This window comes from Cedecea sp. (assembly GCF_036500665.1).
Taxonomy (GTDB): domain Bacteria; phylum Pseudomonadota; class Gammaproteobacteria; order Enterobacterales; family Enterobacteriaceae; genus Cedecea.
The window spans coordinates 1-15075 of sequence record NZ_DASYBS010000086.1 but is presented as its reverse complement, the minus strand read 5'-3'; the positions used below and the strand labels follow the sequence as shown (position 1 = coordinate 15075).

General features: G+C 50.1%; 26 protein-coding genes, 1 tRNA gene and 1 pseudogene. 14 read left to right on the top strand and 14 right to left on the bottom strand.

Going from position 1 to position 15075, the window contains the following annotated elements; translation table 11 throughout:
• Nucleotide 1 precedes the first annotated feature (1 nt).
• From VGM55_RS13650 to VGM55_RS13615, 8 genes are read right to left on the bottom strand one after another with little or no spacing between them, the layout of a single operon-like run.
• A complete protein-coding gene (locus VGM55_RS13650; protein WP_331635769.1) occupies nucleotides 2-262 on the bottom strand; it encodes a hypothetical protein in 261 nt (86 codons plus the stop codon).
• The gene (locus VGM55_RS13645) at nucleotides 250-483 is read right to left on the bottom strand and encodes a hypothetical protein (protein WP_331635768.1); all 234 of its coding nucleotides are present in this window, start codon (nucleotides 481-483) and stop codon (nucleotides 250-252) included. Before VGM55_RS13645 ends, VGM55_RS13650 begins: the two co-directional genes overlap by 13 nt.
• A complete protein-coding gene (locus tag VGM55_RS13640; RefSeq protein WP_331635767.1) occupies nucleotides 480-902 on the bottom strand; it encodes a hypothetical protein in 423 nt (140 codons plus the stop codon). Before VGM55_RS13640 ends, VGM55_RS13645 begins: the two co-directional genes overlap by 4 nt.
• Nucleotides 902-1657 carry a BRO-N domain-containing protein gene (locus VGM55_RS13635; RefSeq protein ID WP_331635766.1) on the bottom strand — a complete coding sequence of 252 codons (756 nt, stop codon included), beginning with the start codon at nucleotides 1655-1657 and terminating at the stop codon, nucleotides 902-904. Before VGM55_RS13635 ends, VGM55_RS13640 begins: the two co-directional genes overlap by 1 nt.
• Nucleotides 1650-1934 (bottom strand): hypothetical protein, encoded by a 285-nt coding sequence (locus VGM55_RS13630; RefSeq protein ID WP_331635765.1) that lies wholly within the window; start codon nucleotides 1932-1934, stop codon nucleotides 1650-1652. Before VGM55_RS13630 ends, VGM55_RS13635 begins: the two co-directional genes overlap by 8 nt.
• Before the next feature lies 1 nt (nucleotide 1935).
• On the bottom strand, nucleotides 1936-2154 hold the full coding sequence (locus tag VGM55_RS13625; RefSeq protein ID WP_331635763.1) for a hypothetical protein: 219 nt from the start codon (nucleotides 2152-2154) through the stop codon (nucleotides 1936-1938).
• Nucleotides 2155-2163: 9 nt separating this feature from the next.
• A complete protein-coding gene (locus VGM55_RS13620; RefSeq protein ID WP_331635762.1) occupies nucleotides 2164-2547 on the bottom strand; it encodes a hypothetical protein in 384 nt (127 codons plus the stop codon).
• Nucleotides 2537-2725: a hypothetical protein gene (locus VGM55_RS13615; RefSeq protein ID WP_331635761.1), complete on the bottom strand. Its 189-nt coding sequence runs from the start codon at nucleotides 2723-2725 to the stop codon at nucleotides 2537-2539. Before VGM55_RS13615 ends, VGM55_RS13620 begins: the two co-directional genes overlap by 11 nt.
• 10 nt (nucleotides 2726-2735) lie before the next feature.
• Here VGM55_RS13615 and VGM55_RS13610 point away from each other — a divergent pair, with 10 nt between their 5' ends.
• Nucleotides 2736-2951, top strand: a complete 216-nt coding sequence (locus tag VGM55_RS13610; RefSeq protein WP_331635760.1) for a hypothetical protein — start codon at nucleotides 2736-2738, stop codon at nucleotides 2949-2951.
• A gap of 72 nt (nucleotides 2952-3023) precedes the next feature.
• On the opposite strand, the gene VGM55_RS13605 is transcribed toward VGM55_RS13610, so the two are convergent.
• The 5 genes from VGM55_RS13605 to VGM55_RS13585 form a co-directional block, all read right to left on the bottom strand.
• Nucleotides 3024-3212 carry a hypothetical protein gene (locus VGM55_RS13605; protein ID WP_331635759.1) on the bottom strand — a complete coding sequence of 63 codons (189 nt, stop codon included), beginning with the start codon at nucleotides 3210-3212 and terminating at the stop codon, nucleotides 3024-3026.
• A 194-nt stretch (nucleotides 3213-3406) separates the two neighbouring features.
• Nucleotides 3407-3763 (bottom strand): hypothetical protein, encoded by a 357-nt coding sequence (locus VGM55_RS13600; protein WP_331635757.1) that lies wholly within the window; start codon nucleotides 3761-3763, stop codon nucleotides 3407-3409.
• Nucleotides 3756-3950 (bottom strand): hypothetical protein, encoded by a 195-nt coding sequence (locus VGM55_RS13595; RefSeq protein WP_331635755.1) that lies wholly within the window; start codon nucleotides 3948-3950, stop codon nucleotides 3756-3758. Before VGM55_RS13595 ends, VGM55_RS13600 begins: the two co-directional genes overlap by 8 nt.
• Nucleotides 3951-3953: 3 nt before the next feature.
• Nucleotides 3954-4355 carry a helix-turn-helix domain-containing protein gene (locus tag VGM55_RS13590; protein WP_331635754.1) on the bottom strand — a complete coding sequence of 134 codons (402 nt, stop codon included), beginning with the start codon at nucleotides 4353-4355 and terminating at the stop codon, nucleotides 3954-3956.
• An 87-nt stretch (nucleotides 4356-4442) separates the two neighbouring features.
• Nucleotides 4443-5096: a LexA family transcriptional regulator gene (locus VGM55_RS13585; protein ID WP_331635753.1), complete on the bottom strand. Its 654-nt coding sequence runs from the start codon at nucleotides 5094-5096 to the stop codon at nucleotides 4443-4445.
• Between the two features lie 329 nt (nucleotides 5097-5425).
• Between VGM55_RS13585 and VGM55_RS13580 the strand changes: the two genes are divergently transcribed.
• The 8 genes from VGM55_RS13580 to VGM55_RS13545 all read left to right on the top strand — a co-directional run bounded on the left by VGM55_RS13580 (nucleotide 5426) and on the right by VGM55_RS13545 (nucleotide 11595).
• Nucleotides 5426-5686 carry a hypothetical protein gene (locus VGM55_RS13580; RefSeq protein ID WP_331635752.1) on the top strand — a complete coding sequence of 87 codons (261 nt, stop codon included), beginning with the start codon at nucleotides 5426-5428 and terminating at the stop codon, nucleotides 5684-5686.
• Nucleotides 5687-5732: 46 nt separating this feature from the next.
• On the top strand, nucleotides 5733-6593 hold the full coding sequence (locus VGM55_RS13575) for a KilA-N domain-containing protein (protein ID WP_331635750.1): 861 nt from the start codon (nucleotides 5733-5735) through the stop codon (nucleotides 6591-6593).
• Nucleotides 6590-6841 carry a Lar family restriction alleviation protein gene (locus VGM55_RS13570; protein WP_331635749.1) on the top strand — a complete coding sequence of 84 codons (252 nt, stop codon included), beginning with the start codon at nucleotides 6590-6592 and terminating at the stop codon, nucleotides 6839-6841. The genes VGM55_RS13575 and VGM55_RS13570 overlap by 4 nt, the downstream gene beginning before the upstream one ends.
• Nucleotides 6838-7743, top strand: coding sequence for a hypothetical protein (locus tag VGM55_RS13565; RefSeq protein ID WP_331635748.1), 906 nt, complete (start codon nucleotides 6838-6840; stop codon nucleotides 7741-7743). Before VGM55_RS13570 ends, VGM55_RS13565 begins: the two co-directional genes overlap by 4 nt.
• A 14-nt stretch (nucleotides 7744-7757) precedes the next feature.
• Nucleotides 7758-8636: an ATP-binding protein gene (locus VGM55_RS13560; RefSeq protein ID WP_331635747.1), complete on the top strand. Its 879-nt coding sequence runs from the start codon at nucleotides 7758-7760 to the stop codon at nucleotides 8634-8636.
• Nucleotides 8633-9988, top strand: coding sequence for a replicative DNA helicase (locus tag VGM55_RS13555; protein WP_331635746.1), 1356 nt, complete (start codon nucleotides 8633-8635; stop codon nucleotides 9986-9988). The genes VGM55_RS13560 and VGM55_RS13555 overlap by 4 nt, the downstream gene beginning before the upstream one ends.
• A gap of 85 nt (nucleotides 9989-10073) precedes the next feature.
• Nucleotides 10074-10448 (top strand): antiterminator Q family protein, encoded by a 375-nt coding sequence (locus tag VGM55_RS13550; protein ID WP_331635745.1) that lies wholly within the window; start codon nucleotides 10074-10076, stop codon nucleotides 10446-10448.
• A 385-nt stretch (nucleotides 10449-10833) separates the two neighbouring features.
• Entirely contained in the window at nucleotides 10834-11595 is a 762-nt protein-coding gene (locus VGM55_RS13545; RefSeq protein ID WP_331635744.1) for a BRO-N domain-containing protein, read from the top strand.
• Between the two features lie 177 nt (nucleotides 11596-11772).
• Here the strand turns inward: VGM55_RS13545 and VGM55_RS13540 are convergent, their stop codons facing one another.
• Nucleotides 11773-12321, bottom strand: a complete 549-nt coding sequence (locus VGM55_RS13540) for a DUF2441 domain-containing protein (RefSeq protein WP_331635743.1) — start codon at nucleotides 12319-12321, stop codon at nucleotides 11773-11775.
• A 127-nt stretch (nucleotides 12322-12448) separates the two neighbouring features.
• Here VGM55_RS13540 and VGM55_RS13535 point away from each other — a divergent pair.
• The 5 genes and pseudogenes from VGM55_RS13535 to rz1 all read left to right on the top strand — a co-directional run.
• Nucleotides 12449-12519, top strand: a tRNA-Arg gene (locus VGM55_RS13535).
• A 1417-nt stretch (nucleotides 12520-13936) separates the two neighbouring features.
• Nucleotides 13937-14278, top strand: coding sequence for a phage holin, lambda family (locus VGM55_RS13530; RefSeq protein ID WP_331635742.1), 342 nt, complete (start codon nucleotides 13937-13939; stop codon nucleotides 14276-14278).
• Complete coding sequence (locus VGM55_RS13525) at nucleotides 14265-14681, top strand: structural protein (RefSeq protein ID WP_331635741.1); 417 nt, start codon at nucleotides 14265-14267, stop codon at nucleotides 14679-14681. The genes VGM55_RS13530 and VGM55_RS13525 overlap by 14 nt, the downstream gene beginning before the upstream one ends.
• A gap of 2 nt (nucleotides 14682-14683) precedes the next feature.
• Nucleotides 14684-15013: pseudogene (locus tag VGM55_RS13520) on the top strand (lysis protein); the annotation flags it as partial.
• Nucleotides 14973-15075 (top strand): lysis system o-spanin lipoprotein Rz1 (gene rz1, locus VGM55_RS13515; RefSeq protein ID WP_331635786.1); only part of this gene is annotated, 103 nt, incomplete at its 3' end. The pseudogene VGM55_RS13520 and the gene rz1, both read left to right, overlap by 41 nt.

Below are 15075 nucleotides of genomic sequence, written 5' to 3'. Positions count from 1 at the left end.
CTCACACCGCACTAATCGCTTTCTGCACCACCTGATAACCCCGTTTCCGGGCCTTCTTTTTCGGTTCGATCTTCACTGCTGCCACTTTCGGCCTGGCTGGTGGCGGCTCATAAATTCCCTTGCTGAGTCGGTAGTTGGCTTTAGCTTGCCAGTTGAGGTAAGCGGTCCAGTCGCATCCGTCATCAATATGGACGCTGGACTTGACCAGCTCGTCGTTGATGTCGACCAGGCGGTCCTTCGATACCCTTTTCATCGTTGGCATCGTCCTGTCTCCCTGAGCGCGATTTTGTAGGCCCGCAGAACATGCTTTGTTTTACCGGAAATAACGGTTTTCATGATGAAGAACCCGAGATGTTTGCTGGCGACTTCCGGCACCAGGAAGAGGGTGGTATCAACCACCCGATTATGCTTCCGAAACTCGAATACGGTGTTGGTGATAACGACGTTCGCCGCGGCGCCGAAGTCCTGATAAACGATTTTCATGGCGTTTCCTTCCCCTCGACCTTTCTGACGTATTCATCCCACCCACCGTAACTGCTAACCATTTCTCCGAGCCTGGAGAAGCAGGCATTGAGCCACCGGATCCCGCGAGGGGTAAGCGCCGGAACAGTACCCCAGTCGATAAAATCAGAGTTTTTGCGGCCCATGTACGTGATGAGGTCCAGGATATCGATGTAATGCGCATGCCGCCGTCCTATGCTCCATCCCTTATCCATGAGATAGGAGTCAATAAAACCTTGCAGCGCTGGCTGATTAAGCGAAATATCACCGTTAGCATGACGATAAACAGGGCGGCGGTGCAGGCTTACCAGATAGAACAGGTACGCATCGCATACCCACGTAAGCGCCTGCTGGTGGCGCTCGAACAGAGTTTTGCCGGGTTCGGTGTAAATGCTGTGCATTATTTGGCCTCCCATTTCAGGATTTGGAAGAGCCCCATTTTTGGATGCCACCAGCGGGTGCCGCGGCGTTCTGCCTCTGCCATCATTTGATGCAGGGCTTTCATAAATGGTTCGTAATGAACGATTTCCCTTTTGGCAAGTAGCCCGTCGGGGGTCAGATAATCCTGAGTGTCAGTTGGAACTCTGTATGCGCCGATCAGTGTTTTGCATTTAAGGGGAGACATGCCCAACTTTGCTTTCAGATTTGAGTACCCAATCCATCCAGCAGGAAGCGAGCCGCGCTTGATGTTTTCTACGGTCTGCGCAACCTCGACGACTTTATCCTCAACATGGTTCAGTCGGCGCTCCTGTTCAACGTTCAAAAGGGCCATTTCGGCAATGATTTCCGCCTGAGATTTCGGGCGCTGGTGGCAATAGCTGCCAGTTTCACGGATAGACGGCAGAACGTCCTCACACACCCAATCCTGAACGCGCTCAGCTAATGGAAGCTGACTTTTCAGTATGAGGCGGTACACGTCTGGCTCACCAATCAAGCTGATACCATTTGGCTTTGGTTCCAGACCTAAACTCGCCATTTCACCGTGTTTCAATTTAATCAATGATTTGCAGTGGGTTGAGATAGCATCAAAAGGTCGCTCATAACCCAATGCGACGGCTACCTCCACTGCAACAAAGACAGGTTTCTCCCGATAAAGCATCCCGCTCAGAGAAATACCGAGGTCCACAGAGTTAAATGTCATCAATTTGTTATTCATCGCCTTCTTCCTCCAGTACCTTCGCTTCACGCTCAGCAATCGCATCAAGCTCCGTATCGAGTGAATCGGCCTCACCGTAGGTCGCGATACGGATAGATTTGAAGGAAGGGTTACTCAATTCATCGCTGCTTTCGCAGATGCTGACAGCGGCAGATACCGCTGCACCCGTCTCGCTGCTACTCTGAATAAAGGTTGAGTATTCGCGGCGGTCGCCGCTCTCGGTCACCATAAAGGTGACGCGGTACCAGACGTTGATAAGTTCGTTTTTCATCGACATGTCATTCCCCTTTTTTAAGCTCGATCCCGATGTGTTTTGCGTAGCGGCGCATGCTGCGGTTGAGTGGCATTTTCACGTTGCCGTCACCAGTAGCGAACTGGCTAACAACCTGATGGACATTGGCGCGTTCGTACTCAGCGTCCCGAGTCAGCCTGAGACCCTGCGCCAGGGTAACTCCGCATAATCCCTGCCGGGTTTTGCTGTTGCGTTTCTTTCCCATAAAGCCCCCTCAGAACGGCTTTGTTTTCATGAATTCACGGTATTGTTTGGTTAGCGCATCGTGTTTCTCCTTCCACTGAAGGATCTCGTGCTTGCGGGCCAGAATTCGGCGTAGTCGTTGAATACAGCGTGAGTGCGCCGACAGGTAGCTATCGGTTGGCTGTCCAGGCTGGTAAACCGTCACGCCGTCACGCTGCACTGGCATATCAGGGTGGTGAGTTTTAACGCCAGCCAGGCGGAATGCGTGAGTGGTCATGTAGTGCGCCAGGTTGTTCAGTGCGGCACTGCGGCTCAGACAGCGCTTTCGGAAGCCGTGACGGGTCACGATATAAACCGGGCGAAGCGGGCGGCTGAATGCTGCGTCGATGCCGGATTTTGTTTTGTTAATTTCCATCGTTTACTCCTTTATGCTCGCCATCCATATTGAATAATCGGTTCTTGACGGTACGCCCTTCATAAATCACTATGTCGGCTGTAATCGTTTCCTGGTCTGCAGACTCAGTTAGCTTGCCTGGTGACTGAAAGTCATCGTTGTTGAGAATGAGTACGGTTGCTTTTTCAAATTTAATCATTGGAGCCTCTATGGATATTCAGGGTGATTTTTATGTTTTAATGCATAGCCAGTTACAGGGATGCTTTCATATTGAGAAAGCAGGTGTCATGCTGGATAAGAATGTCCGCATTTATCTCCGTGGCTCTGGCGCTGACTTTATTCCTTTAATGTTTGCTGCCACTATTGATGAACTTCTGGAATTTAAGGCGCAACTCATCAGTGAAAAAGAAAAAGGTATTTGGTGATGAGTGTAACTCTGCTCTGTTTCTGGCAGGGCAGAATTAAGTTTTGCAATAACAACCCAGCGGCGGCGTGTTTCAATTAAGCTGTTCACGGCGTTTATTCTCCTGTTCAAACCATTGTTGAATATCGCCAGATAAATTGAGCGCAAGTCCCAGTAATCGGTCCAGTTGTTCGCCTTGCAATTTCGCAGAGTTCATTGACATCAAATCCAGCAAATGAAGAAGATTTTCGGCATTCAGTTTGACCGATTCGAGAGGGAGCATAATTATCTCCCGTAGGCTTTACGCATGAAGAGATCTGCAATATGTCGATACTCTTCGCCATAAGTAACAAAAATAATAAGTGCTGTTCTGTATGCTGCTTTGTCTTTCACGAATGACATAATTATATCTCCGCTGAATTCAGTCTGTGGATATCCCCACCGGTTAAGGCGTAATTAAATTTCAGTTATAAAATATTAAGTAAGGTTTTTTACTGCTTTAATCTCTTTGCATAGCTGATGACTGAATTTGGCTATAAGGCTTGCCATGACAAAATGCTGCGACTCCACTTCGTCCGGAGAGAAGTTTTGCTGATATAAAAATGCAACCTGTTTTAGGTGGCCACTGATATCAGCGGCAGCACACAGAATGCTGGACATATCATCTTTACTTTCATCCTGTGGTGCTGACAATGCCTTTTCCGTATCAGCTAAAAGAGAGCGAATAACAAACAGGTTGCTTTCGGTTGTTTTGGGATCCACATCAGATTCGATTAGTGCGTCCAGAACGGCTTGTGCCCGTTCAATGGATATCATTGCATCATGATTATTCATTTTCATTCTCCGGCTCGAAATCCTTTGATGCTGAACAATATTCGCGGGCCGCATTTAGAATCATGGTTCCGATTCGGTTTAATGGTGCATTATCTGCGCTGAACATGATTTCAGTTGCGGCTAGCAGGATTTCAATATTGGCAAATGCTTCTACAGGATTTAACGGCAGACTTTCGAAATTTTTCATGAATTATGACTCCCGGGCAACGGCTACTGGTTCGCCTGTTAACAGCCACATCAGATCGCATTTGAGGCAGTTCGCCAGGGGAATAACCATGCTTGCCGGTGGTTCCGAGATCCCGCACTCCCAATCAGAAATATGATCGCTGTAGGTGTTGAGTTTACGCGCCAGCTCTGCTTCGGTAAGTCCAAGGATTTCACGAATGATTTGAATGCGGGACCCTACAGCGTGTGTATCTTGCAAGGCCGGAGAAACTCGAAACCTTGATGCTAACGGGCTGTTTTTAAGTAGTTGAGTTTTCTCAATAGATATTTCGAGTAAAAGCTTTTTGGTGTCGTGGGAGCAGGACTCTAAAGCTTCAAGCTGAAGAGCTTCAATCTGATCTAGGATGACTGGAAGTGATAAAAGCATGGTTGATTCCTCGTAACCTACGTTTCGCAATGAAGGTTACGAGTAGACTCATAGATAGTCAATGCCTTTTGTAATAAAAGTTTCGGTTTAAATTTTCATTCTCATTTCCACTACAACACCGACTATCTCACAGTTTCCATTGATTGATATCATTGGGTAGCGGGGATTTAATGGTTTTAGAAATCTCTGACCGGCATCTTCAACATACTGTTTTAAGGTTGCTTCTCCGGACCCCTTCAATCTTGCGACAACAAATTTACCAGGGTAAACCTCCTGATCGGGGCTTACCAAGATCTCCATTCCTTCAAAGATGGAAAAATCTCCCGGGGAGGTCATTGAGTCCCCTCTGACATCTAACCAAAAACCATGTTCTCCCGCATAAACATCACTCCCAATCCAGTCTTCTGGGTACGCTGGGTAATCCTCGCAGTTCCAGGGGCCCGCACTAACCCATGTTAGCTTGGGGTAACGATAATTTGGTGGGCGGTTGGCTTTGGGGTTGGTGACGTTTTTATCGACCTCAAATCCCTTGTCTTTGGTTCCGTCAAGTAGCCAGCGCGGCGAGCACTTTAAAGCTTCAGCTATCTTAAACAGGTTGGAGGATCTTGTATCCTGAGAGCCCCCAAGTTCTATTTTGCTTATTGTGACCCTTGATACCCCTGTCTTCTTAGCTAATTCATCTTGAGATAACCCCAATTCAGTTCTACGTGCTAACAGTCTTTCGCCAAAGCTGCTCGTCATTTTTTTGCTCTCTCTGATATAAAAGTGTCGAAAGGAATATATCAAAAAACATTGTAACATAGGTTTCGATGAACTATTATTTTCCGAAACTAAGCTTTTCATTGAGGATCTGATGGAACTATACAAAATCTTGAGGGCTACCTATGGCTCGAATGCCGCTATTGGTCGCAACTTCCCTAGAAAGGGTAAACCAAGAAGCGGACAAGCGGTTGGAAAATGGGAAAAACGCGGCGTCCCCGAGGAAGTGGCGATTTTGTGTCATTTAGACGCGGAGATTCCCTATTCCCACCCCAATCTCTGCAATCAAAAAAATTGCACAGAGGTGTGCCATGCCACCGGAAGAATTTATCAAAAAGCACATTACCCATGCGCTGGTGGATGAAGGTTTTCCATTACAGGTGGCTCAGGATGGGGCATGCGTGGGACTGGATCATTATCATCGTATGTCTCAGGCGAGCCGCAAAGGCAGAGCGTATGAAGATTGTTTGTTCCACGCCCGTCAGTGGGCTAAAGGGCAGGTGACAGTTGCGGAGAGAAAGTCAGGCAAGAAAAAGCCCGGAAGAGGGAACGCTCAACCGGGCCTGTTCTGACTTCGTTACGTAACATCATTTCAAATTCACCCGACGGAGTGAACTCATGGAAAACAATACCAATAAACACCAGAGCGTTTCAAGCGTCAAAGCGGAAAATCAGCCCGTCATTGCGGGTATAGCGATTACCACTGACACGGAAGGGCGCTTTAACCTGAACTGCCTTCATCGGGCCAGCGGGGCAGAGAAAAAGAACGGCCCGAGTTACTGGCTGGCCCTCGATAGCACTAAGTGGCTGATTGCGGAGCTCGAAATGCAAACTACCGGGATCCCGGTAGTTACAGTTGAAGGTCGTAACGGTGGCACTTTCGCTCACGAACTGCTGGCCGTTGAATATGCGGGCTGGGTTTCCCCGGCGTTCCGTCTGCAGGTCAACCAGGCTTTTATCGATTTCCGGACAGGTAAGCTGGCGCCTGCAAACAGCGGCTTACCCGATTTCGAAGATCCTATAGCCGCCGCTGAAGCATGGGTTGAAGCCAAAAAGGCTGAGCGTCTTGCTGTCGGCTATGCCGATCGTCAGGCCCGCTACATCAACAAACTGGAAAATCATCTTGCCGAAGGCATTACCCCAGTTCAGTTCTGCAAACAGCTTAATGGTGTCAATACACGCTCGGTTAACGCATTCCTGGAAGAGCGTAACTGGCTTTTTGATGACCAGCCAAAAGCTAAGCACCCTCGCTGGCGTGTTAAGCATTACGCCCGAGGTCAATATATTACCGAACGCCCTGGCCGCGTAGAGCAGGAGAATGGCGAGATGCGTGACACCTTCAAGCCAATATTGAAACAGAAGGGTGCAGCCTGGCTATATCGCCATTACCTGAACGGTGAGCTTCCGATGAAGAAAACATGGGATGGTCAATTTACCCACGACACCGACCTGATGAATCTTCTGCAGGAGAAAAAATGATGGGAAACGTCTCGATCGTTAATAGCGAATTCCCTCTCAAGCCGTGCCCGTCTTGTGGCACTCAGGCAGTGCAGCTGGTGCGTGTTACTGATTTTGGCGGGGAAAAGGAATCGTATTACGTTGCCTGCACTGGCTGTAATGCAAACCAGTTCCCTGACGTCAAAGAGCGGGCCATTCAGGACTGGAAACAGCGGCGAGATCCCAAAGTGCCGGGCTATCTCACGGAACGTAAGGGGAGCTTGCTATGAGCAGATTGCTCATTAACGAAAACCCTCTTCAGGTGCTGCCTTCGCTTGCCTGTGCTATAGGGCTTAACGAGGCGGTAGTGCTCCAGCAAATCCATTACTGGATGGCTTCCTCACAACATCAGTACGAGGGGCGTAGGTGGGTCTATAACAGCGTTGCCAGCTGGCAGAAACAGTTCCCGTTCTGGAGCGAAGCAACTATCAAACGTGCGCTAGTGAGCCTTGAACAGCAGAGAATGGTGGTCAGTGGAAATTACAACCGTGATCCACGCGACCGTAGCAAATGGTACAGCATCAATTATGCAGCACTGGAAGCTATCGAAAGCACAGCAAATCCAGTGAACGATGCATTTGGTCAATTTGACCAAATGGAACAGTGCAATATGACCAAATGCAATGGTGCAGTTTGCTCCAATGCACAAGGTCAGGATGACCCAATGCAACAGGTCAATATGACCCAACCATTACCAGAGATTACTACAGAGACTAACACAGAGATTACTACAGAGAATAAAACACTCTGTGCATCCGCTGACGCTCCTGCACAAAAGCGCTCCTCCAGGGATGAATATTCACCTGAATTCGAAGCAGCCTGGCTGGCATACCCAAAACGCGCAGGCGGTAACCCGAAAGCTGGAGCCTGGAAACACTGGAAGGCCCGGCTGAAAGAGGGGGTTAAACCTGAGGCCATGCTGGATGGCGTTAAGCGCTATGCGGCATTCGTACAGGCTACGGGTAATGCTGGTTCCCAATACGTCAAACAGGCCGCCACGTTCTTCGGGTCAGATCGCCATTTCGAGGAATCCTGGCAAGTGCCCACCAGCCAGCCGGGCGGCCGACGAGGTGGTTTGCCGCTGGCAGGCTTCAGTAATCAGGACTATGGCCAGTCGAGCTGCGACTGGTAAGCGGGAGAGTGACGATGTTGAATTTGAACCAGATGGTTAAAAAAAACGAGCTTAAATCCCGTCAGGAGCAGCTCACAGAGGAACTGGCATTCGCTGCGGATGGCGTGAAGCCATTCCATTACGTGCGCTGGCAGGAGAGCGGAGAGGCCGCCAGCTGCGATACACATGGCAAATACTCGCGACGTCTTTTGACCGGCCCTGAGTTTCGCGGCATACCGAGCGCTAAACGCTCAGGCTGCCCGGAATGTATCCGCCAAGAACTGGCAGAAACTGAATCCAGCTTGCGTAGTCTGCAGGTGGTGGGGCTGCTTAACGACGCAGGTATCTCCCGTCGCTTTGACAGCAGCGAATTCGAAAACTACCAGCCAGTAAACCCGGATGCCGCTAAAAACCTGTCTGCCTGCCAGCGCTACGCCGAAAACTGGCCGAGTGTTTTCGCGGCCGGCACAGGTCTGGTGATGACAGGGAGCTGCGGCACCGGGAAAAATCATCTTGCGGTGTCGATGGCAAAAACGATTATCCGTAACCATCTGGCCCGGGTCGAAATCACTGATGTTATGCGCCTTACCCGCGCCGTAAAAAGCACCTGGCGCAGCGACTCCAGCCATACCGGGGAAGAGGTGATAGGGCATTACGCTTCGCTCGACCTGCTGATTATCGACGAGGTTGGGGTTCAGTTTGGTAGCCAGTCAGAGGCGGTGATCCTGCAGGAAATCATTAACGCCCGATACGAAAGCGTGCTGCCGACAATCCTCATCAGCAACCTGACATTCGCCCAGCTGAGTGACGCGATAGGTGAACGAGCGTTGGATCGCATTACCAATGGTGGGCGTAACCGCCTGGCGTTCAACTGGGAGAGCTATCGCAGCAAGACAGGGAGTAAGGCCGAATGAGTGATGTCTGGCGCAACGAAGAACTCGAAGGGGCGGTAATTGGCGCGATGTTTTTGCGCGGTGCCGATCCTGAGGTGCTGGAAATTATTTCTCGCCTGCCGGATAGCGCATTTTCTGTCCGGCAGTACAGGGAGATTTACGCCGGCATCTGCCGACAGGCCAGAAGCAGTGGCGTTATTGACCCGGTTATTTTGTGCGAGGCGATGCCAGAGCATGAACCGACGATTCTGGGGGCTGGCCGGATTGCGTGGGCTAAATCGGCGCTGGTTTTCTACGTGTCAGCCCTTGAGCGAAATGCCGCTGTACGTGATGCAGAAGCAACGCTCAGCGCCGCGCTGGAGGGGATTCGTAATGCGAACAATGGCGAGGCCGCAATGGCTGCTCTTGACGCTGCTAAAGCGACAATGGCGAACATCGACGCCGGAAGCCGGGCGGTTCAGGCCGTGCACATGTCCGATCTGCTGGAAGATATCACCAACAAAATCGAAGCGGGCAATCAGGGGAAAGAAACCGGACGTAGTCTGCTGACGGGGATCGATGAGCTGGACGAAAAGACCGGCGGCATTGATCTCACTGACCTGGTGTTTATTGCTGCCCGGCCATCAATGGGTAAAACCGAGCTGGCGCTGGATATTGTTGAAAAGGTAACAGGGCAGGGGCATGGTGTTCTGCTTTTCAGCATGGAGATGGCGAGCATCCAGATCGCCGAACGCATGGTATCCGCGGCGGGCGGAATGCCAGTATCAAAACTGAAAGCACCTGAGCGCTTCAACGATGAGGAATGGGGGCGTCTCTTCGGCGGTATGGAACGGCTGGCTAACCGTGATATCTGGATTGTGGATGCCACGAACCTCACCATTGAGCAGATTTGCCAGACGGCAACCCGGTATCAACTGGCGCACCCGGAGATAGCGCTGGTGGTGGTCGATTATCTGGGGCTTATCAAAATCAACAGTGCTAACCGCCATGACCTTGCTGTGGGTGAAATATCTAAAGGGCTTAAAGGGCTGGCTAAGGCCAACAAAACCCCTGTGATTGCGCTCAGCCAGCTATCGCGTGGTGTGGAATCCAGACCAAATAAACGCCCCATGAACTCAGACATGAAAAACTCTGGCGAAATCGAAGCTGATGCGGACATCATTCTCATGCTGTATCGGGACGAGGTGTATAACCCAGAGTCACCGGCGCGTGGCATTGCTGAAATCAATGTAACGAAACAGCGTAACGGTGAGCCGGGAACCATCTACCGCCGATTTTATAACGGGCATTTTTTGCCAGTCGATCAGGATCAGGCCAGGATGCTATCCGCTCCGCAGCCAAAAGAACAATCACGCCGGTATGCGAGAGCATAAGGGGTAAATATGAAACTCGAAGCACCCCTGAAGCACTTTAGCCCACAGGGGCTGGTAATTGCCATCGGAGCGGGGGATAGAGACAATGCGTGATATTCAACTGGTGCTGGAGCGCTGGGGAGCGTGGGCGGCAAGTGAGGGCGGGAATATCTATTATGCCCCGGTTGCCGCAGGGTTCAGCGGCCTGATTCCTGGCTCCCGTAAATCCCGCGCTGCCTGCTGCGACGATGATGGTCTGGTTATCAGCTCTGCGATGAGCGTGCTGAAAAAGAAAGATGCTTACCTATGTATGCTGCTGGAGTGGTACTACGTGAACAGAATGACGTTGCGTGGTATAGGCAGCAAGCTGGGGATATCGCTCAATCAGGTGGTTATCCGGTTGCAAAAAGCGGAGGGTTTCATTGAGGGTTGTCTGGCAGCGCTGAGCGTCACCCTCGAAATGGACTGGAGCCATCAGTAATTAAATTCAATGGAGAGAAAAATGTACTGGATTGAACTGATTTTGGGTCTGCTGCCTCTCGTCGTTTTTGCAGGGCTTATCTGGCTGGTGGTGGACAGGTTCAAATACTGAGGGTTGACCTCAACGGATATCCGGGGCTATAGTCGACGTACTACCACATTGCTGGTGGTCGGGATTAGCCTCCTGGATAGATACCGCGACACAACACGCCGCGAGCGTGTTTTTTTGTCGCACGCATAGCTACACCCAAATTATGGTGGGCTGTGCGGGGGCGGAGCAATCCGCGCCGGTGGTATCCCGGTAAGGCTAACCCTGCACAGTTCACCACCTCTCGATTAGCCTCGATGGTGGTGATTATTCAACGATACCACCCGGAGGATGTCATATGACTACTCAGCCTGCAGTTTTTTCATTTCAAGAATCCCATGACGTACGTATCCATATAATCGGCGGTGAGCCGTGGTTTTGCATTAAAGATGTTTGTGAAATTCTCGATATAAAAAACTCTAGTGATTTGCTGTCTAAACAGCTAGATAAGGCCGGGGTAGAAAAGATCTACCTCAGGTCTGGAGGTCAAAATAGACAGTTATCATTCATCAACGAACCCAATCTCTACCGAGTCATTTTCCGCAGCAACAAACCCGAAGCCCGACAATTCCAGGACTGGGTATTCAATGAAGTTCTGCCCACCCTCCGCAAAACTGGCCGCTACGAACATCCTGTATGCGAACCGGCTCGTACCATATCCGAACCGCTGACCCCGAACGACATGCACAACCTCAATCACCTGGTGAGTCTCCTGAGCATGCAGTTTCATCGACAAACAACATGGAGCCGCGGCGTATGGTATGCCCTGCGTAAGGCAACTGGCGTTGCTTCCCCGGCTCAGTTTACTGTGAGCGATTTACCTGCGGTAGCCGAAGAATGCCGCCGTCTGATTCAGGTCACCAGTGCTACCAATGACATGCTTGTGCGCATAGAAAAAGAAGCGCTGCGCCGTATTGTTCGTAATGGTGAAGACTGTGCGTGCGTACTGGCTCAGTTGCAGCAGGAGGCTGGCCGTATTGACCTGGAGCCTGGCATACAGACGCTGGCGCGGTTTGAGCGACTGGCGATAGAAAGGATGGAGCGCCGACAGGTAAGTTGATAAAAAACAGTTGTGTTATAACAAAACCACTCTTATTCTGGTAAGAGTGGTCACTTCGACACACAGCTTAACAATCGAACCCCTGCCAGTAATGGTGGGGTTTTGTATTTTTCTGTGGTATCCGACCAGGAGTCGGTTCGGTTACATAAATGATTGTGGGGTTGAAGGCTTTATTTTCTAAGTATTAGCCTTTTCTCCAATTGTGACGGGGAGCGGAATGAGCACCTCCCACAAGGGCTGGTAACCTTTACTAATCGGTTTTGTTTCACCCTGCCAGTAAAGATCCAGTCTGTGAGATAATTCAACTGGCGTGCAATTCATGTTCAACAAGTTCATGTCGCCCCTGTGGTAGTGGGGCGTTGAGTTGACCTCGAAAATAGGGGTGCCAGGCGGTAGTCTGGAATAATCTCTGAACCTGACCGCCTCGTTTATGGATTCACACGCGAACAGAGCCTGAAAGCGTGATGGTTTTTCACGAAAGTTGGATTTTCTACGTTCTTCCAGTAACATTTCTATCATTGCATCGAATCGTTCTTCAGAGCCTGTCAGGTTAATGTTATAGTTGAAGAAATAGTTGTTAGCATGCCGGGATACTCCACCAGACAGTCTGGAACGAGCATGTGATTGCAGCGTAACAATTGGGTAATAAGGGTAAGTTAATTCAATTTTCATTCCCTCAAAGAATGCTCTATGCCTGTCCACTGTGAAAAAACTATGCCTTGCCATGCCAGATAATCCCCTTTATTGATAATTACCTTTGGTAATCAATAATATCAGGCGGGGATGCCGACAACCATAAAAACCGTTTAGATTGAATGGTTAATTTCATTTGTGTATCATTCCGTTTCGGCCCTTAGCTCAGTTGGATAGAGCAATTGCCTTCTAAGCAATAGGCCACTGGTTCGAATCCAGTACGGTGTACCATCCGCCACTAGTTCATCAGGAAGAGCGACAACCAGGATGTTGTAGTTCAGGGCGTCGGTGGCGGACCAGATTTACTGGCTTGCTGATTAAATGTGCTTAACCATTTGATAATCTATTGACGCATGCTTGTGCCTGAGATATATAAAGGCTCCTTTGTCTGCTGTGGTCAGTGAAAGTATCAGCTGTGGGTAACCAGCGGCAAAGGAAGGCCCCTCATCAGATGCCGGGGCCTTTTTTATTTCAGTTTACATCTCGCCCCGGTAAAAGCTTTCCGGTCTGCGAAGAAGGGATGACCCGGAGTGACCGGAAAGCTATTAACATGAGCACCGGGGGGTATTGATATCTTTGTAGCAACCCCGTAGCTAACCATCCAGTGCTCAACTCAATGTTTACACTGGCGACTTAATATTCATCAACAAGGTTGATGTATCGTTTATACAAAACTGCCTACGCTGTATTTTTATAGAAAAAGTGTGAGCGTAGTCGTAGTAATGAACCTGAAAAGAATGTTGATGGCTGTGGTGCTTGGTGGATGTCTGATTGGTGGTTGCATAATATATTATTATCTTTATTCAGAGATGATGGCTTTTCGTGGCATGGATTACTACGAAAGAAGCAGGTGATTGAGGTGAGTACTTGCGCAACTGGATGATTGCTTTGATACTTATTCTTTCATTCCTGACCGGGGTCAGGATGTTCGATAGTATATTGATGCAATTCCGTGCAGACCTTCCATTTTTTGCCGGGGACGATAAATCTTTAGTAACCGGGAGGGCGCATTCGCATGAGCACTGGATAGTTAACTGATATCGCACTATCAGCCCTGTCGACCGCATTGTCCAGTGCTCAGCCGAATGTGCTTTCGGTCCAGTAATATTTTACGTACTGTATGGTAAATTCCGGAACTGCATCCATAATCTAAATTGCCCTGTACGATTGCGCGTCAGGGCTGTACTTTCCTGTCGAAATTTAGCAACTTATGCCCGCCCGCAGGACTCTGGCGGGCTTTTTTTCTTGATGTTGAACACAAATTTATCCTCCCGGTATTGTGGCTATTCCGCTATGAAGTGTATGGTTGTTTTGTCGCAGTGAATCCCCCTGAGCGGCGGGGCGAAATGGTTACCCTCGAGTGTTCGAAAGTTTTGTGCGAGTCCGGTCTGACCAGCCCAGGACTCACCGGGAGGCACCCGGCACTGCGACAATACAGCGCAACGTAATTCAAAGGCCCACTTCGGTGGGCCTTTTGTGCATCAGGGAGTCAGCAGCGCGGGTACTCAGACATCTGCATCCCACCTCTTCCGTTCTTATCACGAAGTACCCACGGTTTTAATGGATACAACAACCTTTTCTGGCCCTGGCTAACCGCAGGGGTTTTTTATTTCCTTCACACAGCACCCGCTTAGCGAGGTGAGAGATTATGAAAATGCCCAACAATCCCACTCACTGGCCTGACTGGCTGGAATTGCTCCAGAGCTGGTGGCGCGGAGAAACGCCTTTTGGTGCCGTGCTGATGGCGTTCATTATGGCCGTCCTTCGAATTGCTTATACCGGCGGTGGCTGGAAAAAAATGCTCCTTGAAGGGTTACTTTGCGGCGCACTGACTCTGACGGTGGCCTCGGGTCTGGAATATATGAAATGGCCTAAATCTGTTTCTGTCGCTATCGGCGGTGGCATTGGTTTTATTGGTGTGGAGCAGTTCAGAAAGTTCGTGCTGAACGTGATTAACACCCGTTTCGGAGGTGATAATGCAGCAAAGTAGCCCTCGCGGGATCCGCAACAATAACCCGGGTAACATTGGCCGGGGTGATGAATGGAAAGGTCTGGTGCCGACGGCGCAGCGCACAGATAAATCATTCTGCCAGTTCACTTCACCGGAATATGGCATCCGCGCAATGGTGATTATCCTGCGTAACTATCAGCGTAAGCATGGCCTCAACACGGTTTCCGGGATTATCAACCGCTGGGCACCGCCGAACGAGAACAATACCCAGGCTTATATCAACAGCGTTGCTCAGGCGGTGGGTGTTTCGCCTGACCATAAGATTGACGTGGGCGACAGCCGAATCATGCTCCCGTTACTGGAAGCCATCATTAAGCATGAGAACGGCCAGCAGCCTTACGGCTTTGATGTGTTCGTTCGCGCTCTCGGCCTGGCAGGTTGAATATGAGCCGAGCAATACTAATCACCTGCGTGGCTGTGGTTGCAATCCTGTTTAGTCTCGGTTGGGCCGTCAATCACTACCGCTCAAACGCTATTGCGTACAAAGAGCAGCGTGATACAGCTAATTCAAAGCTGACTCAAGCCAGTGCGACGCTCACCGACATGCAGACAAGGCAGCGCGACGTCGCTGCACTGGACGCTAAATACACCCAGGAGTTGGCAGATGCCAGACATACTATTGATGAGCTGCAGCGTGATGTTGTTGCTGGCACTAAGCGGCTGCGCGTCAACAATACCTGCCAGCCAGTGTCGGAAGCCTCCGGCACCTCCAGCGTGGATGATGCAACCAGCCCCGGACTTACTGACGCCGCTCAGCGGGATTATTTTCGTCTCCG